The 23,275-nt window shown below is 67.8% G+C and carries 16 protein-coding genes and 2 tRNA genes; 11 read left to right on the top strand and 7 right to left on the bottom strand.

Annotation, left to right across the window (positions count from 1 at the left end):
- Positions 1-51: 51 nt before the first annotated feature.
- Together BLT45_RS16785 and BLT45_RS16780 are read left to right on the top strand one after the other, a co-directional pair.
- Positions 52-138, top strand: a tRNA-Leu gene (locus BLT45_RS16785).
- A gap of 82 nt (positions 139-220) precedes the next feature.
- On the top strand, positions 221-502 hold the full coding sequence (locus BLT45_RS16780) for a hypothetical protein (RefSeq protein WP_093303320.1): 282 nt from the start codon (positions 221-223) through the stop codon (positions 500-502).
- A gap of 338 nt (positions 503-840) precedes the next feature.
- Here the strand turns inward: BLT45_RS16780 and BLT45_RS18395 are convergent, their stop codons facing one another.
- Entirely contained in the window at positions 841-987 is a 147-nt protein-coding gene (locus BLT45_RS18395; RefSeq protein WP_175455894.1) for a hypothetical protein, read from the bottom strand.
- 156 nt (positions 988-1,143) lie between these two features.
- Here BLT45_RS18395 and BLT45_RS16775 point away from each other — a divergent pair, with 156 nt between their 5' ends.
- The 5 genes from BLT45_RS16775 to pbpC all read left to right on the top strand — a co-directional run bounded on the left by BLT45_RS16775 (position 1,144) and on the right by pbpC (position 13,350).
- Positions 1,144-2,766 (top strand): FMN-binding glutamate synthase family protein, encoded by a 1,623-nt coding sequence (locus BLT45_RS16775; RefSeq protein ID WP_093303316.1) that lies wholly within the window; start codon positions 1,144-1,146, stop codon positions 2,764-2,766.
- Between the two features lie 58 nt (positions 2,767-2,824).
- A tRNA-Val gene (locus tag BLT45_RS16770) sits at positions 2,825-2,899 on the top strand.
- A 289-nt stretch (positions 2,900-3,188) separates the two neighbouring features.
- A complete protein-coding gene (gyrA, locus tag BLT45_RS16765; RefSeq protein ID WP_093303311.1) occupies positions 3,189-5,876 on the top strand; it encodes a DNA gyrase subunit A in 2,688 nt (895 codons plus the stop codon).
- Between the two features lie 87 nt (positions 5,877-5,963).
- A complete protein-coding gene (locus BLT45_RS16760) occupies positions 5,964-10,907 on the top strand; it encodes an alpha-2-macroglobulin family protein (RefSeq protein ID WP_093303307.1) in 4,944 nt (1,647 codons plus the stop codon).
- A 46-nt stretch (positions 10,908-10,953) separates the two neighbouring features.
- Positions 10,954-13,350, top strand: coding sequence for a penicillin-binding protein 1C (gene pbpC / locus BLT45_RS16755; protein WP_093303303.1), 2,397 nt, complete (start codon positions 10,954-10,956; stop codon positions 13,348-13,350).
- 45 nt (positions 13,351-13,395) lie between these two features.
- On the opposite strand, the gene BLT45_RS16750 is transcribed toward pbpC, so the two are convergent.
- Positions 13,396-13,875, bottom strand: coding sequence for a peroxiredoxin (locus BLT45_RS16750; protein ID WP_093303299.1), 480 nt, complete (start codon positions 13,873-13,875; stop codon positions 13,396-13,398).
- A 156-nt stretch (positions 13,876-14,031) separates the two neighbouring features.
- Here BLT45_RS16750 and BLT45_RS16745 point away from each other — a divergent pair, with 156 nt between their 5' ends.
- Entirely contained in the window at positions 14,032-14,922 is an 891-nt protein-coding gene (locus BLT45_RS16745) for a DnaJ C-terminal domain-containing protein (protein WP_093303294.1), read from the top strand.
- 186 nt (positions 14,923-15,108) lie between these two features.
- Here BLT45_RS16745 and BLT45_RS16740 read toward each other — a convergent pair whose 3' ends face one another.
- A complete protein-coding gene (locus BLT45_RS16740) occupies positions 15,109-17,295 on the bottom strand; it encodes a M3 family metallopeptidase (RefSeq protein ID WP_093303524.1) in 2,187 nt (728 codons plus the stop codon).
- A gap of 142 nt (positions 17,296-17,437) precedes the next feature.
- On the opposite strand from BLT45_RS16740, the gene BLT45_RS16735 reads away from it, so the two are divergent.
- Positions 17,438-19,471, top strand: coding sequence for an amidohydrolase family protein (locus BLT45_RS16735; protein WP_254771929.1), 2,034 nt, complete (start codon positions 17,438-17,440; stop codon positions 19,469-19,471).
- Between the two features lie 22 nt (positions 19,472-19,493).
- Here BLT45_RS16735 and BLT45_RS16730 read toward each other — a convergent pair whose 3' ends face one another.
- A complete protein-coding gene (locus BLT45_RS16730; protein WP_093303289.1) occupies positions 19,494-20,093 on the bottom strand; it encodes a hypothetical protein in 600 nt (199 codons plus the stop codon).
- A 116-nt stretch (positions 20,094-20,209) separates the two neighbouring features.
- On the opposite strand from BLT45_RS16730, the gene BLT45_RS16725 reads away from it, so the two are divergent.
- Together BLT45_RS16725 and BLT45_RS16720 are read left to right on the top strand one after the other, a co-directional pair.
- Positions 20,210-20,692: a glutathione peroxidase gene (locus tag BLT45_RS16725; protein WP_093303286.1), complete on the top strand. Its 483-nt coding sequence runs from the start codon at positions 20,210-20,212 to the stop codon at positions 20,690-20,692.
- The gene (locus tag BLT45_RS16720; RefSeq protein WP_093303282.1) at positions 20,689-21,096 is read left to right on the top strand and encodes a hypothetical protein; all 408 of its coding nucleotides are present in this window, start codon (positions 20,689-20,691) and stop codon (positions 21,094-21,096) included. Before BLT45_RS16725 ends, BLT45_RS16720 begins: the two co-directional genes overlap by 4 nt.
- Here the strand turns inward: BLT45_RS16720 and BLT45_RS16715 are convergent.
- The 3 genes from BLT45_RS16715 to BLT45_RS16705 form a co-directional block, all read right to left on the bottom strand.
- Entirely contained in the window at positions 21,081-21,863 is a 783-nt protein-coding gene (locus BLT45_RS16715; protein WP_093303276.1) for an alpha/beta hydrolase-fold protein, read from the bottom strand. The genes BLT45_RS16720 and BLT45_RS16715 overlap by 16 nt on opposite strands.
- Entirely contained in the window at positions 21,860-22,396 is a 537-nt protein-coding gene (locus BLT45_RS16710; protein ID WP_175455893.1) for a TlpA disulfide reductase family protein, read from the bottom strand. The genes BLT45_RS16715 and BLT45_RS16710 overlap by 4 nt, the downstream gene beginning before the upstream one ends.
- A gap of 79 nt (positions 22,397-22,475) precedes the next feature.
- The gene (locus BLT45_RS16705) at positions 22,476-23,255 is read right to left on the bottom strand and encodes a ferredoxin--NADP reductase (RefSeq protein ID WP_093303269.1); all 780 of its coding nucleotides are present in this window, start codon (positions 23,253-23,255) and stop codon (positions 22,476-22,478) included.
- Positions 23,256-23,275 lie beyond the last annotated feature (20 nt).

The following is a 23,275-nucleotide window of genomic DNA, read 5'->3' as shown; positions in this document are numbered from 1 at the left end:
GGGGCAGGTGCCGCTTTCCAAGCCGGCACGACTGAGGCAGGCTATCCGCGTGCCCGGATGGCGAAATTGGTAGACGCATCGGACTTAAAATCCGCCGGCCGCGAGGCCATGCCGGTTCGATTCCGGCTCCGGGCACCAACATGCAGTCCATCGAATTACGGATGAGTCTGGCGGACTGGGAGAATCACGCGGTCATCGAGTAAGGCAAGGATGGCGAGAAATGACGGCACTTCTACTCACTCTCAATATCCTCAATGCGCTGCTGTTCGCAACGGCTTTGGTCGTGCTGATCGTGAACTGGAAGGCCCATACGCTGCGCGTCGGCAAGGTCATCCTCGGCTTGGTCGCCACGTTCTTTCTCGTATTGACGGCGATGATCTTCGTGGAGGGCTCATTGCCCTACATGAAGAAGTGGGGGGTGGCCTTTGGGGTTCTCGGCTTCTTGAGCAACTATCTCGAGCGGCGCTATTACAGGCGTGTAGCCTCCGGCACCCACCAGTAGCCGCATCCATTTCCGGTCAATGGAGATCGCGCCACCGAGTATCGAGGGCGGCGCTATCCGGTTCGCTGTGGCCAGGAGTCGACCCGACAATGGGAGGCACGATCGGCAGCAAGCAGCCACGCTGAGGGCCGGTGGCTCGTCAGGTGCGTCCCGGGAAGCGCAGCAGCCCACCTGGCTCCCCGTGTCCGTCCCCCGCATTGGTGATGTGCTGCGGGGGACCACTCGCCGGAAGCGTGCGTTGGATCGCGAATTGGAAACGCTTTGATATCAAACGGATACACGCTGGAGTGCCGTAGTCAGTCGCTGCGGTTGAAGGTCCGGCACCGCTTCCCCGCGTTTCAACGCGGCTGGCGCTTTTCCTCTTCGCGCACCTTCCTGCGCACGAACATCGCCACCGCGAAGGCGATGCCCACCATCACGATGCTGCCGCCGATGGCCAGCCAGCCCACCGGCTCGAGCAGGATTTCGCGAAGGATCGGATGCATGTCGTTCTCCCCTTGGTTTGTGGTGCCGCCACGCTCGCACCGCGCCGGGTCCGCGGCATTGATCCGGATCAACCCTCGCGTGCGCATATGCGCAGGCTGCGGCCTGCGGTCGCAGGGCTTGGCTTAGAATCTCCGCTGGCCCACGGGAGACTGCCGATGCAGCGTTACCTCGCCTATGCCGTCGTCCTGGTGCTCACCGTCGCGATGCTCGTAGCGGCGCTGTCCTGGCCATCCGCCTGGTGGGGCGTGGCGATCTTCGGTGCGCTGGCCTTGCTGGGCACGTGGGACGTGCTACAGACGCGCAGCACGTTGCGCCGCAACTACCCGGTGCTGGCGCACTTCCGCTACGGGTTGGAATCGGTGGGACCGGAAATCCGCCAGTACTTCATCGAAGGCGATACGGCCGAAGTACCGTTCTCGCGCCAGCAGCGTTCGCTGGTCTACCAACGCGCCAAGGGCGTGATGGACGTCGTTCCGTTCGGCAGCCAGCAGGACGTGTACAGCGTCGACTACGAATGGATCAACCATTCCATGGCGCCGACACACGTCGATTCGCACGATTTCCGCGTGGTCATCGGCGCGGGTTCCACGCAGCCGTACTCGGCCAGCGTGTTCAACATCTCGGCGATGAGTTTCGGCGCGTTGTCGGCGAATGCGGTGCGCGCGCTGAACGAGGGCGCGCGACGCGGCAATTTCTACCACGACACCGGCGAAGGCTCGATCTCCCCGTACCACCGAGAGAAGGGCGGCGACCTGGTGTGGGAGATCGGCTCGGGCTACTTCGGTTGCCGCGACGAGCAGGGCCGCTTCAGCGAGGCGCACTTCGTCGAGAACGCGCGGTCGCCGCAGGTGAAGATGATCGAACTGAAGCTGTCGCAGGGCGCCAAGCCCGGCCACGGCGGCGTATTGCCGGCGGCGAAGGTCAGCGCCGAAATCTCGGCCACGCGCGGCGTGCCGATGGGACACGATTGCGTCTCCCCGGCGAAGCACTCGGCCTTCTCCACGCCGGTCGAACTGCTGCAGTTCATCGCCCGGTTGCGCGAACTGTCGGGCGGCAAGCCCACCGGCTTCAAGCTCGCCATCGGCCATCCCTGGGAATGGTTCGGCATCGCCAAGGCCATGCACGAGACCGGCCTGCTGCCGGACTTCATCGTGGTGGACGGCGCGGAAGGCGGCACCGGCGCGGCGCCGGCGGAATTCATCGACCACGTCGGCGTGCCGATGCACGAGGCGCTGCTGCTGGTCCACAACACGCTGGTGGGCCTGAACCTGCGCGATCGCGTGCGGGTCGGTGCGGCCGGCAAGATCATCAGCGCCTTCGACATCGCCCGCACGATGGCCATGGGCGCGGACTGGTGCAATGCCGCCCGCGGCTTCATGTTCGCGCTGGGCTGCATCCAGTCGCAGAGCTGCCACAACGACCGGTGCCCCACGGGCGTCGCCACCCAGGACCCCGCGCGCTGGAAGCACCTGGACGTGGGGGACAAGTCGGTACGCGTGCAGCAGTTCCACGACAACACCCTGAAGGCCCTGCGCGACATGCTGTGCGCGGCGGGCCTGGACCACCCGCAGCAGCTGGGGCCGGAACACATCCTGCGCCGGGTGTCGCCGGTCGAAGTGCGTTCGCTGGCGTCGCTGTACCGGTTCCTGGAGCCGGGGGAACTGCTGGACCGGGTGCCGGCGCATGCGGTGTTCCGCGACTTCTGGGCCGAGGCGCGCAGCGATGCGTTCGCGCCGCCGCGGCGGGTCAGCGCCCTGTGCGACACCAAGGATCGCTGAAGCCGGTGCGTTGACCGGCTCCCCGGTCCCCGTTTATCATGCGCGCCCCGACGAATTCGGGCGGTTAGCTCAGCGGTAGAGCACTGCTTTCACACGGCAGGGGTCACAAGTTCGAAACTTGTACCGCCCACCAGTTCCAGCGAGAAGCCCGGCCTTGGCCGGGCTTTTTCGTGTCCGGCGCCCGGCGTTCGAGCCTGCGCCGGCGGTGAATCCGCCAGGCTCCGCGCAAGGGCCGTAACGGACCCCATAAGTGCTTGTTTCTCGGGCCGAAAAGGTCGGTTGGGCGCGCCCGTTGTGATACACTCCGCAGGTTGCAGAACCCGCCGGAATCCCCGCCTGTCGCTGCCTCGCTGGCCCACGCCGGCTAGGCCCGTTTTGGCCCGGATTCAGGCCCGAGACAATCAGCGAAACACGGAACCCGAATGGCCGAGACCGCCAAGGAAATCATCCCCGTCAACCTCGAAGACGAGATGCGTCGCAGCTATCTCGATTACGCGATGAGCGTGATCGTGGGGCGCGCGCTCCCGGATGTCCGCGATGGCCTGAAGCCCGTCCACCGGCGCGTCCTGTTCGCGATGAACGAACTGGGCAACCACGCCAACAAGCCGCACGTGAAGTCCGCCCGCATCGTCGGTGACGTGATCGGTAAGTACCACCCGCACGGCGACCAGTCGGTCTACGACACGCTGGTGCGCATGGCGCAGCCGTTCTCGCTGCGCTACATGCTGGTCGACGGCCAGGGCAACTTCGGCTCGGTCGACGGCGACGCCGCGGCGGCCATGCGATACACCGAAGCGCGCATGGCGCGGCTCACCCACGAGCTGCTGGCCGACATCGACAAAGAGACCGTCGATTTCCAGCCCAACTACGATGAGAAGGAACAGGAGCCGACGGTCCTGCCGACGCGCTTCCCGAACCTGCTGGTCAACGGTTCGGCCGGCATCGCGGTGGGCATGGCGACCAACATCCCGCCGCACAACCTCTCGGAAGTGGTCAACGGCCTGATCGCGCTGATCGACAATCCGGAGCTGGATGTCGACGGGCTGATGCAGTACATCCCCGGCCCGGACTTCCCCACCGGCGGCATCATCAACGGCACCGCCGGCATCGTGGCGGGCTACCGTACCGGCCGCGGCCGCGTGCGCATGCGCGCCAAGGCCGACATCGAGGTCAACGACGACAACGGCCGCGAGTCGATCATCGTCACCGAGATCCCGTACCAGGTGAACAAGGCGCGGCTGATCGAGAAGATCGCCGAGCTGGTGAAGGAGAAGAAGCTCGAAGGCATCAGCGAGCTGCGCGACGAGTCCGACAAGGACGGCATGCGCATCTATATCGAGGTCAAGCGCGGCGAATCCGCCGAGGTCGTCCTCAACAACCTGTACCTGCAGACGCCGATGGAGTCGGTGTTCGGCATCAACATGGTCGCCCTGGTCGACGGCCGCCCGCAGCTGCTGAACCTGAAGCAGATGCTGGAAGCGTTCGTGCGCCATCGCCGCGAAGTGGTGACCCGCCGGACCATCTTCGAACTGCGCAAGGCGCGCAACCGCGCCCACATCCTGGAAGGCCTGACCGTCGCGCTCGCGAACATCGACGAGATGATCGAGCTGATCAAGACGTCGGCCAACCCGCAGGAAGCGCGCGAGCGCATGCTGGCCAAGACCTGGGAACCGGGCCTGGTCGGTTCGCTGCTCGCCGCCGCCGGCGCCGAGGCCTCGCGTCCGGAAGACCTGCCTGCCGCGATCGGCTTCGTCGATGGCCGCTACCAGCTCAGCGAGGCGCAGGCCACGCAGATCCTGGAAATGCGCCTGCACCGCCTGACCGGCCTGGAGCAGGAAAAGCTGACCGAGGAATACCGCCAGTTGCTGGAGGTCATCGCCGGCCTGATCCGCATCCTCGAGAACCCGGACGTGCTGCTGCAGGTGATCCGCGACGAGCTGCTGAACGTCAAGGCCGAGTTCGGCGACGAGCGCCGCAGCGAGATCCGCCACAGCGAGGAAGACCTCGACATCCTGGACCTGATCGCGCCGGAAGACATGGTGGTGACGCTGTCGCATGCCGGTTACGCCAAGCGCCAGCCGGCCAGCGCCTACCGCGCGCAGAAGCGGGGCGGTCGTGGCCGGAGCGCGGCGGCGACGAAGGAAGAGGATTTCATCGACCAGCTGTGGCTGGTCAACACGCACGACACGCTGCTGACCTTCACCAGCCGTGGCCGGGTGTTCTGGCTGCCGGTCTACCAGCTGCCCGAAGCCGGCTCCAATGCGCGCGGCCGTCCGATCATCAACTGGATCCCGCTGGAAGCCGGTGAGAAGGTCCAGGCCGTGGTGCCGGTGCGGGATTACGAAGAGGGCAAGTTCGTCTTCTTCGCCACCAAGGACGGCACCGTCAAGAAGACCCCGCTGACCGAATTCGCGTTCAAGCTGGCGCGCGGCAAGATCGCGATCAACCTGGATGAAGGCGATGCCCTCGTCGGCGTGGCCCTGACCGACGGCGAGCGCGACATCATGCTGTTCGCGTCCAACGGCCGCGCGGTTCGCTTCTCCGAGGCGCTGGTGCGCGCCATGGGTCGTACCGCGACCGGCGTGCGCGGCATGCGCCTGGCCGAAGGCGCCGATGCCGAGGCGGAAGGCGAGCAGGACGAGGGCGAGGCGGATGGCGACACCGCGGCCCCGATCGCCGAAGCCGGTTCCGAGGTGGTCAGCCTGGTGGTCGTCGATGGCGACGGCGACATCCTGACCGCCAGCGAGCGCGGCTACGGCAAGCGCACGCCCGTGGCGGACTACCCGCGCAAGGGCCGTGGCACCCGCGGCGTGATCGCGCTGAAGACCACCGAGCGCAACGGCCGCCTGGTCGGCTCCATCCAGCTGTCCGATCACCATGAAGTCCTGCTGATCTCCGACGGCGGCACCCTGGTGCGTACCCGCGCGGCGGAAATCTCGCAGGTGGGCCGCAACACGCAGGGCGTCACCCTGATGCGCCTGGGCGAGGGCGAGACGCTGCAGGCGGTGGAGCGCCTGGATGCGTCGCTGGACGAGGACGAGGCGGTGGAAGGTGGCGTCGGCGCCTTGCCGGCCGCGCCCGACGCCAGCGAAACCGCTCCGGAGGCCTGATCGAACCCGGAGGCGTGCGGGCGATGACCCCGCCGCCTCCATCCCTGCGTTCTATACTGCCGACACGACCACGGCAGGGAATGGCACATGGGATCGGTACATCGGAACAGGACGAACGCGCGTAGCCGCTGGGTGCGCGCGTTTTTTATTGCCTTGCTGGCCGCCACCGTACTGGCGGGCTGCAAACGCAATGAAACCGGACAGCTGCCCGAAGCGAGCGGCGAACCGATCAAGGCCGAGACGGCCAAGGTCGAGGGCTTCGCCCTGGTCGGCGCCTATCCCGACCAGCACGACGGCGACCTGGCGATCGCGTTGGAGTTCAGCCGCCCCTTGGTCAGTTCCCAGGCGTTCGACGACCTGCTGGTGGTGAAGGACGCCAACGGCGCGGCGGTGAAGGGCAGCTGGGTGCTGGACGACAAGGGTCTCATCCTGCGCTTCCCGTCGGTGGAGGCAGCGAAGGACTACGACGTCACCCTGAAGGCGGGCCTGTCGGCGGCCGACGGCACGCGCCTGGGCAAGGACGACACGCGCAAGGTGCACACCGGCGAACTGGACCCCGCGGTGGGGTTCGCCTCGCAGGGCAGCGTGCTGCCGGCGCGCGAGAGCCGCGGCCTGCCGGTGGTGTCGATCAACGTGCCGGAAGTGGACGTGGAGTTCCTCCGCGTCAGCGAGAAGCAGCTGCCGAAGTTCTTCGCCGAGTACCAACGCGGCGGCCGCCGCGGCAGCTGGGATCTGGACAGCGAGTACGGCGACAACACGCCGATCGGCGAGCTCGCCGAACCGGTCTATCTCAACCGCTTCGTGCTGGGCGGCAAGCCCAACGAACGCGTGCTGACCTACCTGCCGATCCAGGACATCCGCGAACTGCAGGACCCGGGCCTGTACTTCGCGGTGATGAAGCGCACCGGCAAGTTCGCCGGCGAATTCGAGACCGCATTCTTCACCGTCAGCGACATCGGCCTGCACACGCGCGCGTACAAGGACACGCTGTTCGTGCATACCGCGTCGCTGCAGGACGGCGCGGCCATCGGCGGCGTCGAGCTGAAGGTCCTGGATGCGCGCGGTGAGGCGGTGCTGACCGGCAAGACGGACGGCAACGGCAACGCGCTGTTGAAGTACGCCCTGGACGCCGGCCACGTGCTGGTCGCCACGCGCGGCAAGGACGTGTCCATGCTGCCGTTCAACCAGCCGGCGCTGGACCTGTCCGAGTTCGCCGTGGCCGGGCGCGAGCAGGCCTGGTTCGATGTGTTCGCCTGGTCCGGCCGCGACCTGTACCGGCCCGGCGAAACCGTGCGCATCTCCGCCCTGCTGCGCGACCACGACGGCAAGCCCGTGCCTGCGCCGAAGCAGGGCGGCGGCCAGCCTGTGTTCCTGCGCCTCAAGCAGCCGGACGGCAAGGTATTCCGCGAAACCCGCCTGCAGGCGGGCGCGCAGGGCTATTTCAGTTTCGAGCAGGCGATCCCGGTGGAAGCGCCGACCGGTCGCTGGCAGGTGGAATTCCGTACCGATCCGGCCAGCAAGGAGGCGGTGCAGGGCATGACGCTGCGCATCGAGGAATTCCTGCCCGAGCGCATGAAGCTGGATCTGGATACGGCGCGGCCCGTGCTGAAGCCGGGCGAGCCGCTGAAGCTCAAGGCCACCGCCGCCTATCTGTACGGAGCGCCCGCCAGCGGCAACCGCTTCACCGCCAAGCTGGCGGTGGCGGTGGAACAGCATCCGCTGGAACAGTTGCCGGGCTACTTCTTCGGCGACCCCACCCTGGAGCTGCCGAAGGACGCCAAGGACGTCATCGATGCGACGTTGCCCGAGAACGGCGTGCTGCAAGAGGACATCGCACTGCCCGCAGAAGCCAAGCCGCGCAGCACCATCGCCGCGATCGTGTCCGGCAGCGTCTACGAGACCGGTGGCCGCACGGTGAACCGCACGCTCAAGCGGGTGCTGTGGCCGGCGGATGCGCTGGTCGGCATCCGTCCGCTGTTCGACGACACGGACGGCGCCGATGCCAACGCCAATGCCGCCTTCGAGCTGGTGCGCGTGGACGCGGCAGGCAAGCCGCAGCCGGCGAAGGGCCTGAAGGCCACGCTGGTGCGCGAGCTGCGCGACTACCACTGGAACTACGACGAGGACGGCGGCTGGGATTACGACTTCACCCGCCGCTTCGAGAACAAGGACACCCGCACGCTGGAGATCGGTACCGGTGCGGCGAAGATCGATTTCCCGGTGGAGTGGGGCGAATACCGGCTGGATGTGTTCGATCCGGCCACGGGCCTGACCACGCGCTATCCGTTCCGCGCGGGCTGGAGCTGGGACGACCAAAACCGTGGCCTCGACGCGCGCCCCGACAAGGTCAAGCTGGCCCTGGACAAGACCGGCTACAAGGCGGGCGACACGCTCAAGGTCACCGTCACGCCGCCGCACGCCGGCAAGGGCCTGCTGATGGTGGAAGCCGACCGCATGCTGTACGTGCAGGCGATCGAGGCCAAGCCGGGCAGCACGTTCTCGATTCCGGTCACCAAGGAATGGGAGCGCCACGACGTCTACGTCACCGCGCTGGTGTTCCGTGGCGGATCGGCCCCCAGCAAGATCACCCCGGCGCGCGCCGTCGGCGTGGCGCACGTGCCGATGGACCGTCGCGACCGTCGCGTCGCGGTCGGCCTGTCGGTGCCGAAACAGATGCGTCCGGAGCAGGACCTGCGGGCCAGCGTCAGCGTGCCGGAACTCGCTGGCCAGACGGCGCACGTCACCGTGTCCGCGGTCGACGTGGGCATCCTCAACATCACCCGCTTCCCGGTGCCGGACGCCAACGCGCAGTTCTTCGCCCAGCGGCGCCTGGGCGTGGATGCCTACGACATCTACGGCCGCGTGATCGAGAGCTTCGAGGGCGGCAGCGCGAAACTGCGTTTCGGCGGCGACATGGCGCTAGCGGCACTGCCGCAGGCGAAGCGTCCCACCTCGCGCGTGCAGACGGTGGACCTGTTCTCCGGGCCGGTGAAGCTGGACGGCAAGGGCAACGCGCGGATCGCGCTTAAGGTGCCCGATTTCAACGGCACGCTGCGCGTGTCTGCGCTGGTCTATTCGGATACGCGCTACGGAAATCGCGACCGCAAGACCGTGGTGCGCGCACCGATCGTGGCCGAAGCCAGCCTGCCGCGCGTGCTCGCACCGGGCGACAAGAGCACGGTAACCCTGGACGTGCAGAACTTCACCGGCAAGACCGGTGCGTTCAAGGTGCTGGTCAACGGCGAGGGGCCGCTGGACATCGGCGAGGGCAGCCGCAGCGCCGACCTCGCCATCGATGCCAAGCGCACGCTGACGTTCCCGATCACCGCGGGCGAGGGCTACACCACGGCGCAGGTCCGCGTGCGTGTCGAAGGCAACGGTTTCAAGGTGGACCGGCGCTACGACGTTCCGGTGCGGGCGGGTTGGCCGGCGGTGCTGCGCTCGCGCACGCAGGTGCTGGACAGCCTGGCGCCTGTGGAGATGGGCGCAGGCTTCGCCGACGGGCTGATGCCGGGTTCGGTGACGGCGCGCATGACCGTCAGCGCATTGCCGCCGATCCCGTTCGCCAGTGCATTGAAGGGCGCCCTGGAATATCCGTATGGGTGCGCCGAACAGACCACCAGCAAGGGCTATGCGGCGCTGGAACTCGACGACGCCACGGCGAAGCTGCTCGGTATCGAGGGCCTGGAGGCGAAGAAGCGTCGCGAACGCATGGAAGGCGCGTTCGGTCGCCTCGCCTCGATGCAGGTCGCCAATGGGCATTTCTCGATGTGGGGCAACGACGACTACGTCAATCCTGGCCTGACGCCGTACATCGCCGAGTTCCTGCTGGACGCGCGCGAAGGCGGCTTCGCCGTGCCGGACGCCGTGCTGCAGAAGGCGCTGACCCGCCTCAACGAGGACCTGCTGGCCGGAGGCGCGCAGTTCTACGGCTACGACCGGCGCGACCATCTGAAGTTCGCCAACCAGGCCTATGCCGGCTACGTGCTCGCGCGGGTCAACCGTGCGCCGCTGGGTACGCTGCGCGCGCTGTACGACAACGAGCGCGGCAAGACGTTGACCGGTCTTCCGCTGGTGCATCTGGGCATCGCGCTGACGCTGCAGGGCGATCGCAACCGCGGCGCCAAGGCGATCGCGGAAGGCTTCGCCAAGACCGGCGACCGACCGGAGTACCTGGGCGACTACGGCACCAAGCTGCGTGACGATGCGCTGATGATCGCGCTGGTGCACGAACGCAAGCTGGCCAAGCCCGAGTACGACCGCCGCGCGATCTCGCTGGGACGCGAACTGGACGCGCGCCGCAACAGCGGCTGGTTGTGGCTGAGCACGCAGGAGCAGGTGGCGTTGGCGCGGCTGGGCAAGGCGTTGATGGTGGACCAGAAGAAGCTGGTCTCGGGACAGTGGAGTATCGGTGGCGACGCGGAGGCTGTGGCGCCGGTGCGCCTGTTCGGTCGCAGCGTCGATCACGCCGCGCTGGCCCGGGGCGTGCGTTTCGTGCCGGAAGGCTCGCCGCCGCTGTACGCCTCGCTGGATGTGGCCGGCATCCCGCGCAGCGCGCCTGCGCCGGATAACCGCCAGATCGGGATCGAGCGCCGCTACTACACGACCGATGGCCAGGAGTGGAAGGGGGGCGCGCTGAAGGAAGGCGAGGCGCTGATCGTGCGGGTGGGCATCACCGCGAACGTGGCGATGCCTGATGCATTGTTCACCGACCTGCTGCCGGCCGGCCTCGAGATCGAGAACTTCAACCTGGGCGACGCCAAGCAGTGGGCCGAGGTGGTGGTGGATGGCATCGCCATCAGCGATCGCGGCAGCGCTGCCGACGTCAAGCACGAGGAGTTCCGCGACGATCGCTACGTGGCGGCGCTGAAGCTGGATCGTGGCGGCACGGCGAAGCTCTTCTACCTGGTCCGTGCGGTCACGCCCGGTACGTACACGGTGCCGCCGTCGCTGGTCGAGGACATGTACCGTCCCGACATCCGCGGTGTCGGCAAGGCATCGCCGGCGACGCTGACGGTGGTGCAGCCGTGAGGGACACGCCTTCTCCCCGCATGCGGGGAGAAGGAGCCCGTACGGGATGAAGGACGCAGCACGCTTCGGATCCGCGCGTGAGCGCATCGCGAAAGGCCTGCATCGCGCACGCCGGCTGTTGCCGTGGTTGCGTTGGGGTACCGTCGCCGTACTCGTGACGGTGCTCGTGCTCGACCTCGCGTTCCCGCCCCCGCTACCGAAGACGCGCGACACCAGCACGCTCGTCGTCGCGCGCGACGGCACGCCGCTGCGTGCCTTCGCCGATCGTGAGGGCGTGTGGCGCTATCCCGCCTCGGTGGACACGGTGTCGCCGCTTTATCTGCAGGCGCTGCTGAGCTACGAAGACCGTTGGTTCTGGCGGCATCCGGGCATCAATCCCTGGGCACTGGTGCGCGCGGCGGGCCAGTTCGTCCGCCATGGCCGCGTGGTATCCGGCGGATCGACGCTCACCATGCAGGTCGCGCGCATGCTGGACCGGCACTCGCGCACGCCGTGGGGCAAGGCCAAGCAGATGTTGCGGGCGGTGCAGCTGGAGGCGCACCTGTCCAAGCGCGAGATCCTGACGCTGTACCTGGAGCGCGCGCCGTTCGGCGGCACCATCGAAGGCGTCGAAGCGGCCAGCTGGGCGTATCTGGGCAAGCCGGCGTCGCGCTTGTCGCACGCCGAAGCCGCGCTGCTCGCGGTGCTGCCGCAATCGCCCAGCCGGCTTCGCCCCGATCGCCATCCCGAGGCCGCGCAGGTGGCGCGCGACAAGGTGCTGCAGCGCATGGCCGATCTCGGCGTCTGGTCGCCCGCGGAGGTGGAAGACGCCGGCATCGAGCCGGTCGTCGCGCGTGCCCTGCAACCGCCGTTGCAGGCGGCATTGCTGGCGGAGCGGCTCCGACGGGAGCAGCCGCGCGCGGCGCGGATCGTGTCGACGCTCGATGCAGGCCTGCAGCGCACCCTGGAAGAGCGCGTGCAGGGCTATTTCTCGACGCTGCCGCCGCGCACCTCGGCGGCGCTGCTGGTGGTCGACAACGCCACGATGGAAGCGCGCGCCTACGTGGGATCGGTGGCGTTCGGCGACCGGGAGCGGCTCGGCCACGTCGACATGGTGCAGGCATGGCGGTCGCCCGGCTCGACGTTGAAGCCCTTCCTGTACGGCCTGGCGCTGGACGATGGCCTCATCCATTCCGAAAGCCTGCTGGTCGACGCGCCGCAGGCGTTCCATGGCTACCGGCCCGGCAACTTCGACGCCGCGTTCAACGGACCCGTCAGTGCGGCCGATGCCTTGCGTCTTTCGCTCAACGTGCCCGCAGTGGACCTGCTGGACCGCGTCGGGCCGGATCGCTTTTCCGCGCGACTGGCCAACAATGGCCTGGTGTTGCGCTATCCGCGCGGCGCCAAGCCCAATCTGTCGCTGATCCTCGGCGGCACCGGCGCGCGCCTGGAAGATCTCGTCGGTGCGCATGCGGCCCTGAATCGCGACGGGTTGTCGGGCAGGGTGCGCTATACGACGCAGGATCCGCCTTCGGACCGCCGACTGCTGTCGCCGGGCGCGGCCTGGATCATCCGCGAAGTCCTCGAAGCGCACCCACGACCCGGCTATGGCAGCGGCGTACTCGACACCGGCCTGCGGCCGCGCGTGGCGTGGAAGACCGGCACCAGCTACGGCTTCCGCGATGCCTGGGCGTTGGGCGGGACGCGCCGCTATACGGTCGGCGTGTGGGTAGGGCGCCCCGATGGCACGCCGTTGCCGGGACAGTACGGGGCGGTCACCGCGCTGCCGCTGATGTTCGAAGTGATCGACAGCCTGCCGCGCGCGCGCGGCGACGCCGAGCCGCGGGCCCGACCCGCCGACGTCGCGGCGACCGACATCTGCTGGCCCCTGGGTCTGCCGCCGGAAGCCGATGCGCCTTCGCTATGCCAGCGCAAGAGAGAGGCGTGGACGCTGGGGGGCAACGTGCCGCCGACGTTCGCCGAGCGCGATGCGCGGTTGTGGAGCGTGGGGCGCGAGCGTTTCGACATCGACGCGCGAAGTGGCCTGCGCCTGTCCGCCGAATGCGCGCGCGGGCATGAGGTAGGCAGCTCGGAGATCGCGCGCTGGCCGGCGCTCGCATCACCGTGGCTGCCGGCGCAGACGCGGGCGGCCTCCCGGCTCCCGCCGCTGTCGCCCGATTGCCAGCCCGATGGCCGTGATGCCACCGAGGAACTGCGCATCGAAGGCCTCAGCGATCGCGCCACGCTCGCCCGCGCGCCGGGCAGTCCGCATGGCGTGCGGCTGCAACTGCGCGCGCTCGGAACGGAATCGCGCATCCAGTGGTTGCTGGATGGCCGCTGGATCGCGGAAACGCAGGGCGCCCAGGCCTTCCAGCGGGATTTCGGGGAGCCTGGCGAACACCAGCTCACGGCGCTTGCCGGCAGCGGTGCGTGGACGAGGGTGCGGTTCGAAGTACTGCGCTAGGGAGCCCGTACCCGTGATGGCGGGGCCATCGCGGGTGGAGGCGCATCAGCCAAGCTGCTCGAGCATGTGCTCCGCACCCGAGACCTTGTATTCGCCCGGCGCTTCGACGAAGACGTGCTTCACCACGCCGTCTTCCGCATACAGGGAGAAGCGCTTGGCGCGCACGCCCATGCCGTAGGCGCTGGCGTCCATCTCGAGGCCCAATGCCTTGGCCAGGTCGGCGTTGCCGTCGGCCAGCATCTGCAGGCCGTCGGGCACGTGCTGGGTCTTGCCCCAGGCCTGCATCACGAACGGGTCGTTCACCGACACGCAGAACACCTCGATGCCGCGCTTGCGGAATTCCTCGAAGTGCTGCACGTAGCTCGGCAGGTGCTTCTCGGAGCAGGTCGGGGTGAACGCGCCGGGCACGGCGAACAGCACCGCCTTGCGGCCATCGAACAGGGCGATGGTGTCCACCGTCTCCACGCCCTCGCGGATGCGCTTGAGGGTCACTTCGGGAATGCGCTCGCCAACCTGGATGCTCATCGGACTGCCTGGTAGTGGGGGTATGCGATCCAGTGTAGCGCGCCGGCGTCGCGCCACCGTGACTGCGCCGCCTCCACGCCGCCGGCACCGCGGGCGATTAGAATTGCGCGGTGGCGCCCGCCGGTGCGGGCCGCCTCCGGAGACGGCGGAGTTCGCATGCAGTTCAAAGACTATTACGCGGTGCTGGGCGTGGAACCTTCGGCCGGTGACGCGGAGATCAAGACCGCCTACCGGCGCCTTGCCCGCAAATACCATCCGGATGTCAGCAAGGAAGCCGGCGCCGAGGATCAGTTCAAGGCCGTGAACGAGGCCTACGAGGCGCTGCGCGATCCGCAGAAGCGCGCCGCGTACGACCAGCTGCGCGCGCGTGGCTACCGTCCCGGCGAAGAATTCCGTCCGCCGCCTGATTTCGGGCGCGGCGGGCCGGGCTCGCAGGAGTTCGATTTCGAAGAGATCTTCGGCGGCGCGGGCGGCGGCGGGGGCGGTGCGGGCTTCAGCGATTTCTTCGAAGGCCTGTTCGGCCGGCGCGGCCGCGCCGAGCAACCTTCGCAACGCGGACCCCAGGGGCCGCGCGATTCGCGGGCCAAGCTCGCGGTGCCGCTGCAGGCGGTGCATGACGGCGGCAGCGTGCGCGTCAACGTCAACGGTCGCCAGCTCGATGTCCGGGTGCCGACCGGGGTGAAGCCGGGCCAGGTCATCCGGCTTGCCGGGCAGGGCAGCCAGGGCGGCAACCTGCTGCTGGAAGTGGAGTACGCGCCGCATCCCCAATTCGAGGTCGACGGCCGCAACATCATCCACGTGTTGGCGCTGACGCCGTGGCAGGCCGCGCTGGGCGCTTCGCTCAGCGTGCCAACGCTGGGCGGTGCGGTGGAGCTGAAGATCCCGCCGGATTCGGATTCCGGGCGCAAGCTGCGCCTGCGTGGCCGCGGCCTGCCGGGCACGCCGCCGGGCGACCAGATCGTCGAACTGGAAATCACCGCGCCGCGCGCGGAGACCGACGAACAACGCAAGGCGTACGCCGCCTTGGCCAGCGCGTTCGGCGAATGATGCGGCCGGCCTGGCGAAATAATCGCCAGGCCGCTTGACAGCCCCGGCCGGCAAGGCCGCGCGACGCTTATCCACAGATTGGTGCAGTACTCATCCACACCCGGTGTGGACAACGTGGAGCGTTTGCGTGGGCCAAAAAAAAACCACGCCACCCGAAGGTGGCGTGGCCGGCGACGAGGAAGTCGCTTACTTGACCTGCTTGGCCGCCGGCGCAGCTGCCGGTGCCGTCAGGCCGCGCTTCTCCAGCAGCGGCTCGATCTTCGGATCGTGGCCGGCGAAGTCGCGGAACAACTTCATCGCGTCCTGGCTGCCGCCCTGCGAGAGCAGCGTCTTACGGAAATGGTCGCCGTTCTCGCGCTTCAGGCCACCGTGGCTCTTGAACCACTCCACGCTGTTGGCGTCCAGCACTTCGGACCAGATGTACGCGTAGTAGCCGGCCGAGTAACCGCCCATGATGTGGCTGAAGTAGGGCGTCTTGTAGCGCGGCGGCACCGGTGCGTAGTTGATGCCGTCGGCGGTCAGCGCGGCGGCTTCGAACTTCATCACGCCGGCGGCGGCGGGGACCTGGTCGGCGGTGATCTGGTGCCAACGCTGGTCCAGCATCGCGGCGCCCAAGTACTCGGTGGTCTTGAAGCCTTCGTTGAACTTGGAAGCAGCGATCACCTTGTCCAGCAGCGCCTGCGGCAGCGGCTCGCCGGTCTTGTGGTGCTTGGCGTAGTTGGCCAGGATCGACGGCCAATCGGCCCACATCTCGTTGACCTGCGACGGGTACTCGACGAAGTCGCGCGGCACGCTGGTGCCGCTGAAGTACGGGTACTTCACGTCGGAGAACATGCCGTGCAGCGCGTGGCCGAACTCATGGAACGTGGTGGTCACTTCGTCCCACGTCATCAGCGTGGGTTCGCCCGCCGGCGGCTTCGGTACGTTCAGGTGGTTGGCGACCACCGGCTTGTCGCCGCTCAGGCCCGACTGCGACACGTAGGAGTTCATCCACGCGCCGCCGCGTTTGGAGTCGCGCGCGTACGGGTCGAAGATGAAGATCGCCAGCGGCGAACCGTCGGCGTTGAACACATCGTAGGTCCAGGTGTCGGCGTGATACTTCGGCAGGTCCGTGCGTTCCTTGAAGGTCAGGCCGTACAGCTGGTTGGCGGCGAAGAACACGCCGTTCTCCAGCACGTTCTTCATCTCGAAGTACGGCTTGAGCTGCGACTCGTCGAAGTTGTACTTCGCGGCGCGGACCTTCTCGGAGTAGAACGCCCAGTCCCACGGTTCCAGCGCGAAGGTCGGCTGGCCCTTGGCCTTCTGCTCCTGGTCGATCATGGCCTGCAGGTCGGCGGCCTCGCGCTTGGCGTTGGCCACGGCGGCCGGCGCCAGCTTGCCCAGCATCGCGTTCACCGCTTCCGGCGTGCGCGCGGTCTGGTCTTCCAGGCCGTAGGCGGCGTGGTTGGGATAGCCGAGCAGCTTCGCGCGGTCGGCGCGCAACTTCATGATGCGCGAGACCAGTGCGGTGGTGTCGAATTCGCCGCCATGGCTGCCGCGCGCGACCGAGGCCTCGTGCAGGCGCTGGCGCAGCGCGCGGTCGGTCAACTGCGATTCCGGCGGCTGGCCGGTGGTGTTCAGCAGGGTCAGCACGTACTTGCCTTCCAGGCCGCGCTTCTTGGCGACGTCGGCAGCGGTGGCGATCTGCGCTTCGGTCAGGCCGTCGAGCTGCTTCACGTCGTCCACGACCACGGCCGAGGCGTTCACGTCCTTCAGCACGTTGTCGCTGAAGGTCGTGGCCAGCGAAGCCAGTTCGCCGTTCATCGTCTTCAGCGTCGCCTTGTCGGCGTCGTTGAGGTTAGCGCCCGAGCGCACGAAGCTGGTGTGGTAACGCTCGATCAGGCGCACGCCCTCGGCGTCCAGGCCCAGGTCGTTGCGCTTTTCGAACAGCGCCTTGATGCGCGCGAACAGCTTCGGATTCAGGCTGATGGCATCGCCGTGGGCGGCGAACCTGGCCGAGTAGTCCGCGCGCAGCTTGTTGCGCGCGTCGTTGGTGTCGGTCCCCACCAGGTTGAAGAACACGGTGGTGGCGCGGTCCAGCACCTGGCCGCTCTTCTCCATCGCGATGATGGTGTTCTCGAAGGTGGGCGCGGCCGGGTTGTTGGCGATGGCGTCCATTTCCTTCAGCTGCTCGGCCATGCCGGCATCGAAGGCGGGTGCGAAATCGCTGTCCTTGATCTTGTCGAACTGCGGGTAGTGCAGCGGCAGCGGGCTTTCGGCGAAGAAGGGATTGGCGGCCTGGGCGGCCTGGGTGGCCGGCGTGGCGGCCTGGCTGTAGGCGGGCATGGCGAGTCCGAGGGTCGCGGCGAGCGCGATGGCGAGGCGGGTGGTCATGTAGCACGACATCCTGACGGGTAGACATCCAAGGGTAACCCAGGGGGTGGGGCCGGACCCATGACGAAAGGCATGGGCATGCCCCCGGAAAGCCCGTCAATCTGCGGCAGAATGCCTCGAGCGCCCCTTGTCGGAGAGTCCCGTGAAGCCTGTCCTTGCTTTCTGCTGCGCGCTGCTGCTGGCGCCTTCGGCGATGGCCGCCGAGACCCTCAAGTACGTCGCGCTGGTGGATGGCGGAAAAAAGGCGGGCGAACAGACGGTCACCACCGGCGATGACGGCGTCACCCGGGTGGACTTCATCTTCAAGGACAACGGCCGCGGGCCGGAGCTGAAGGAGGAGTACCGGCTCGGCGCGGACGGCACCTTCCAGCGTTACCAGGTGAAGGGAGTCTCGACCTTCGGCGCGCCGGTGGACGAGACGTTCAGCCGTGACGGCGATCGCGGCCAGTGGAAGAGCACGTCCGACAGCGGCACGCATGCCTTCACCGGTACGGCGCTGTACACGCCTCTCGGCGGTACGCCGGCCACGACGTCCGTCGCACTGGCGGCGCTGGCCAAGCGCCCGGACGGCCGGTTGCCGCTGGTGCCGAGCGGCACGCTGACGCAACGCAAGCTCGCATCGATGGACATCCGCAGCGGTGCGCAGTCGCGCACGGTCGACCTGCTGGCGTTGACCGGCATCGGCTTCACGCCGTCGTTCGTGTGGGTGACGCGCGACGCCGAACCGCGCATGTTCGCCTTCATCTATCCGGGCTTCCTCCAGCTGATCGAAGACGGTTGGCAGGGCAGCGCCAACGCGCTGGAAACACGCCAGAAGACCGCCGAACGCGAGGCGCTGGTGGCGATGCAGCAACGCCTGGCGCATCCGTTGCCGGGCACCACGCTGATCCGCAACGCGCGGGTCTTCGACAGCGAGCGGGCGGTGCTGGGCGCGGCGTCGGACGTGGTCGTGCGCGACGGCAGGATCCTGTCGGTGTCGCCCGTGGGCGGGTCGAAGGTCGCCGCCGACGCGGTGGTGGACGCGGGCAACCGCGTGCTGCTGCCGGGGCTCTTCGACATGCATGCGCACGTCGGTGGCTGGGATGGCGGGCTCCAGATCGCGGCGGGCGTCACCAGCGTGCGGGACATGGGCAACGACAACGGGACCCTGCAGGAACTGATCGGGCAGGAGAAGGACGGCTCCCTGCTGCTTCCCCGGATCATCCCGGCAGGGTTCATCGAAGGGGAAGGCGAGCACTCCGCGCGCAACGGGTTCGTGGTGAAGGACCTGGCCGGCGCGAAGCGGGCCATCGACTGGTATGCCGACCACGGTTACCCGCAGATCAAGATCTACAACTCGTTCCCGAAGGCGATCCTGCGCGACACCACCGCGTACGCGCACCAGCGCGGCCTGCGGGTCAGCGGCCACGTGCCCGCCTTCCTGCGCGCGCAGGACGTGGTGGAACAGGGCTATGACGAGATCCAGCACATCAACCAGCTGCTGCTGAACTTCTTCGTCACCCCCGAGACCGACACGCGCACGCTGGCGCGCTTCTACCTGGTCGCGGAGAAGACCGATGGCCTGGACCTCGACAGCAAGCCGGTGCAGGACTTCATCGCGGAACTGGCGAAGAAGCAGATCGTGATCGATCCCACGCTGGCGACGTTCGAATTCTTCCACCAGCGCGAAGGACAGCTGTCGCCGATCGTGGCGGATATCGCCGACCACCTGCCGCCGGACGTGCAGCGCGGCCGGCGTGCGGCGGAGATGGACATCAAGGACGACGAGACCGGTGCGCGCTACAAGCGCAGCTTCGACAAGCTGGTGGAATTCACGGGGCGCATGTACCGGGCCGGCGTGCCGATCGTCGCGGGGACCGACGAACTGCCCGGCTTCACCCTCCAGCGAGAACTGGAACTGTACGTGCAGGCCGGCCTGACGCCCGCGCAGGTGCTGCAGGTGGCGACCTGGAACGGCGCCAAGTACTCGCGCACGCTGGAGGAGGCGGGCTCCATCACGCCCGGCAAGCGCGCGGACCTGGTGCTGGTGGATGGCGACCCGACGACGGACATCGCCGACGTGCGCAAGCTGGCGCTGGTGATCAAGGGCGGGCAGGCGTACTACCCGGCGGAGATCCACGAGGCACTGGGCATCGGCCCCTTCACCACGCCGGTGAAGCTGCAGCCCGTGCGGTGAGCGCCCGGGCCGGAGCGGAGCGCTACATCAGGATCTCGTAGCGGCGCCAGATCCAGCCCAGTTCGTACAGCAGCGCGACCACGGCGAACGCGCCATGGAAGCGGGGGTTCCGCGTCGTGGCCGCCACCAGGCTGCCGGCCACATAGGCCCCGTTGCGGACCCAGTACTCGGTACCTAACTGCTGCGCATAGGCGGTGCCCTTGATCAGGGTGTCGCCTGCGTCGACGACGAACATCAGGGCCAACAGGCCGAAGAACCACCGCCGGCGCCCGTAGTAGTACTCGCGGTAGCCGCCGCCTTCCGGCAGCGATTCCGGGAATACCAGGGCGCACAGCAGGTACAGCAGCAGCGCATACAGCGTGATGTAGAGGTAAAGGCTGAAATTCCAGTGCGCCTGGCGGGACAGGCTGAATTCCCACCACCAGAAATGCAGCAGGTAGACGAACATGAAGGCGGCCCAGACCAGGTGCACGCCGTAGATGCGGTGCGCGTTCGGCCGTTCCACCAGGCGCGCCACGTGGCGCAGCAGGTGCGTGAGGCCCAGGCCGACGACCATGCCCATCAGGATTCGGACATGGATATAGAGATTGGCGTGGCTGGCGGGATCGGCGGCTTCTTGCATGGGCAGCGTCCTGGATCCGTGGCGCGGCCACGGTAGCCGATCATCGGGCGCGTTGCACGGTGCCTTGCCCTGCACGCGCGGGCGGTGTCTGATAGCGCCTTTCCCGGAGAGCCCGCATGACCACTGCCTACGACTTTTCCGCCCAGGACATCGACGGCCGCGAGCGGTCGCTCTCGGAGTACCAGGGCAAGGCGTTGCTGATCGTCAACGTCGCGTCCAAGTGTGGCTTCACCCCGCAGTACACCGGACTGGAAGCCCTGTGGCGCGAGTTCGGCCCGCAGGGGCTGGTGGTGCTGGGCTTCCCCTGCGACCAGTTCGGCCACCAGGAGCCGGGCGACGAAGCCGAAATCCGCAGTTTCTGCTCGCTCAACTACGACGTGACGTTCCCGATGTTCGCCAAGGTCGACGTGAACGGCGATGCCGCGCATCCGTTGTGGAAATGGCTGAAGCAGGAGAAGAGCGGGCTGCTGGGCATCAGTGCGATCAAGTGGAACTTCAGCAAGTTCCTGGTCGGTCGCGATGGCCGGGTGCTCAAGCGCTACGCCCCTACCGATACGCCGGAATCCCTCGCGGGCGACGTCCGCAGCGCGCTCGCGTGAAACCGGTGCCCGGCGCGGCCGACGGTCCGTTGTTCCATATCGAGTTCGCCACGACGGACTACGGGCTGCGCGCCTGGGCGACGGGCGTCAACGGATCGCTGGACACGACGCTGGCGTACTGGCGCACGATCGCCGAAGAGGTGCGCCGGTCGCGCCCGAAGGCGCTGCTGGTCGTCGACGACATGGATGGCGAACCGCCACCGCCGGGACAGTTGCTGGAATTCATCCAGGCGATGCAGGGGCAGGGGATGGAGGCGGTGCGCATCGCTTACGTCGAGCGCCATGCCGAGCAACTGCCTCAGGTGGAATTCGCCGGGCTGTTGGCCAACGAACACGGATTCGACGCCCGGGTCTTCGCCGATGAAACAGCGGCGGCCCTGTGGTTGCGCTACGGCGAGCGCTGATCCAATCGCGCAGGACCCGCCGCAGCGAGCATGCGTTGCGTCAGGGGCGACCACACCTTCCATGCGTGGCCTCCTTCCACCACGACCACGTGGTCTTCCGGCAGCAGCTCCGCCAGCGGCGGCATGGCGCCCGCGAGTCGGTCCTGTGCGCCATAGCCCAGCCACACGCTACCCGTACGTCCTGCGTCGTGCTGCCATGACTGAAGGTGGCGCCAGAGCTCGCGCTGGTAGTTGTCGGCGTCCACTTCGGCGGGTGCGGGCCCGGGCTGCCACCGCGCCAGGCCGGCAGCGCGGATCTCATCGATGAGCGACCGCTTTCCCAGATACGGCGCCAGCAGGATCAGCCCGTCCGCCTCACCGGGGTAGGCGCGGTCGTACATCAGGCTGCCCATCCCGCCCATGGAGGCGCCCACCAGCCAGACCTCGCGGTAGCCGCGCTGGCGGGCCGGCCCGATCACTTCCTGGTGCAGGCGTTGCGGCGCGCGGCCCTGCATGTAGTACGCGAATCCGAGGCCCGTCAGCATCACGTCCGCGTCCGGCCATGCGGCCTGCACCGCAGGCGCGATGCCGCTGGCACGCAAGGCGGCAATGTCGTCACCGCGGCCGGGCAGCACCACGACCAGGCGGCTGGCCGGTCCGTCGGCGGGCACCAGCGCCTGCGGTATCGGCGCGCGCGCATCCCCGCCTCCCGGCAGGCAGGCACCGAGCATGGCCGTGGCGACGAACAGCAGGAGAAGCAGGCCTGCGCCTGGACGGGAAGGCGTCACGGTGCCTGGACTTCGCGTTGCAGCGCTTCTTCCGGCAACAGCTCGAGCAGTTCCTGCATGAAGGACTGCAGGACATTCTCCGAATAGCCGCGATGCCTCTGCACGATCACGCCGTCCTGGCCGATGATGAACATGTTGGGCAGGGCGGTGACGCCATAGCGATCGCTGACCACGCCCCGCTCGTCGTGCACGAAGGTGAGGTGCTGATCCTTGTTGGCGCGCAGGACGGCGTTGAAATCGCGCCGTGGCTCCTTGAAGTTGATCGCGATGACTTCCAGGTGCTCGCGACCCACGATCTCCTGCACCTTGGCCAGCATCGGCAGTTCGCGGCGACAGGGTCCGCACCACGACGCCCAGAACGTCACCACCACCAGCTTGCCCTGCAGGGCGCCGAGGTCGACGACGTTGCCGCCGCGATCCTTCAGGCCTATCGGGGGTGGCGTTTCGCCTATCCCGGGCTGCGGCACCGATTCGGCGGCGTGGGCACAGCTACTCACGGCCAGCAGGGCTGCCAGCCACAGGCGATGCATCATGCGCATGTCCTCCCCAGGACGTTGGGGCGAGGGTAGCACCTGTTGCGCGGTCCGGTGGCGGTCTCGCCGGGGCCGGGACCTACTTCTCCACGAAGGCGCGTTCGAACACGTACTGTCCCGCCGTGCCGATGCGCGGCGCGGCCGTGAAACCGCGGCCATCGAGCAGTGTCCGGAAGTCGGCCAGCATCTGCGGACTGCCGCAGATCATGGCGCGGTCGTGTTCCGCGTCCAGCGCCTCGATACCCAACGTCTCCATCATCTCGCCGCTGGCCATCAGGTCGGTCAGGCGCCCGCGGTTCGGGAAATCCTCGCGGGTCACGGCGGGGTAGTACAGCAGCTTCTCGCGGATGGTCTCGCCGAGGAACTCATGCTGCGGCAGTTCCTTCTCGAAATAGTCGCGATAGGCGAGGTCGTCCACGCTGCGCACGCCATGGGTCAGGATCACCTTGTCGAAGCGCTCGTAGGTTTCCGGGTCCTTGATCACCGACAGCCAGGGCGCCAGGCCCGTGCCGGTACCCAGCAGGTACAGGTGGCGGCCGGGGTGCAGGTCGCTGATCAACAGGGTGCCGGTGGGCTTGCGCCCGATCAGCACGCGGTCGCCGGGTTTGATGTGCTGCAGGCGCGAGGTCAGCGGGCCGTTGGCCACCTTGATGCTGAAGAACTCGAGCTGCTCTTCCCAGTTGGCGCTGGCGATCGAATAGGCGCGCAGCAGCGGCTTGCCGTCCACTTCCAGGCCGATCATCACGAACTGGCCGTTCTCGAAGCGGAAGCCGTCGTCGCGGGTGGTGGTGAAGCTGAAGTAGGCGTCCGTCCAGTGACGGACATCGAGCACCGTTTCGGTGCCGAACGCGGAGGACATGTGGGGGTCTTGGCTATCGA

This window comes from Pseudoxanthomonas sp. CF385, from assembly GCF_900104255.1.
Classification (GTDB): Bacteria; Pseudomonadota; Gammaproteobacteria; order Xanthomonadales; family Xanthomonadaceae; genus Pseudoxanthomonas_A.
The sequence above is the reverse complement of the archived record's forward strand: the minus strand, read 5'-3'. Positions and strand labels throughout refer to the sequence as shown.

What these genes read in the sequence shown, in the direction of transcription:
- BLT45_RS16750 (WP_093303299.1), bottom strand. Translation starts at nt 13,875, where the DNA reads ATGAGCATCCAGGTTGGCGAGCGCATTCCCGAAGTGACCCTCAAGCGC.
- BLT45_RS16740 (WP_093303524.1), bottom strand. Translation starts at nt 17,295, where the DNA reads ATGACCACCCGCCTCGCCATCGCGCTCGCCGCGACCCTCGGACTCGCC.
- BLT45_RS16745 (WP_093303294.1), top strand. Translation starts at nt 14,032, where the DNA reads ATGCAGTTCAAAGACTATTACGCGGTGCTGGGCGTGGAACCTTCGGCC.
- BLT45_RS16725 (WP_093303286.1), top strand. Translation starts at nt 20,210, where the DNA reads ATGACCACTGCCTACGACTTTTCCGCCCAGGACATCGACGGCCGCGAG.
- BLT45_RS16705 (WP_093303269.1), bottom strand. Translation starts at nt 23,255, where the DNA reads ATGTCCTCCGCGTTCGGCACCGAAACGGTGCTCGATGTCCGTCACTGG.
- BLT45_RS16775 (WP_093303316.1), top strand. Translation starts at nt 1,144, where the DNA reads ATGCAGCGTTACCTCGCCTATGCCGTCGTCCTGGTGCTCACCGTCGCG.
- pbpC (WP_093303303.1), top strand. Translation starts at nt 10,954, where the DNA reads ATGAAGGACGCAGCACGCTTCGGATCCGCGCGTGAGCGCATCGCGAAA.
- gyrA (WP_093303311.1), top strand. Translation starts at nt 3,189, where the DNA reads ATGGCCGAGACCGCCAAGGAAATCATCCCCGTCAACCTCGAAGACGAG.
- BLT45_RS16710 (WP_175455893.1), bottom strand. Translation starts at nt 22,396, where the DNA reads ATGATGCATCGCCTGTGGCTGGCAGCCCTGCTGGCCGTGAGTAGCTGT.
- BLT45_RS16760 (WP_093303307.1), top strand. Translation starts at nt 5,964, where the DNA reads ATGGGATCGGTACATCGGAACAGGACGAACGCGCGTAGCCGCTGGGTG.
- BLT45_RS16780 (WP_093303320.1), top strand. Translation starts at nt 221, where the DNA reads ATGACGGCACTTCTACTCACTCTCAATATCCTCAATGCGCTGCTGTTC.
- BLT45_RS16730 (WP_093303289.1), bottom strand. Translation starts at nt 20,093, where the DNA reads ATGCAAGAAGCCGCCGATCCCGCCAGCCACGCCAATCTCTATATCCAT.
- BLT45_RS18395 (WP_175455894.1), bottom strand. Translation starts at nt 987, where the DNA reads ATGCATCCGATCCTTCGCGAAATCCTGCTCGAGCCGGTGGGCTGGCTG.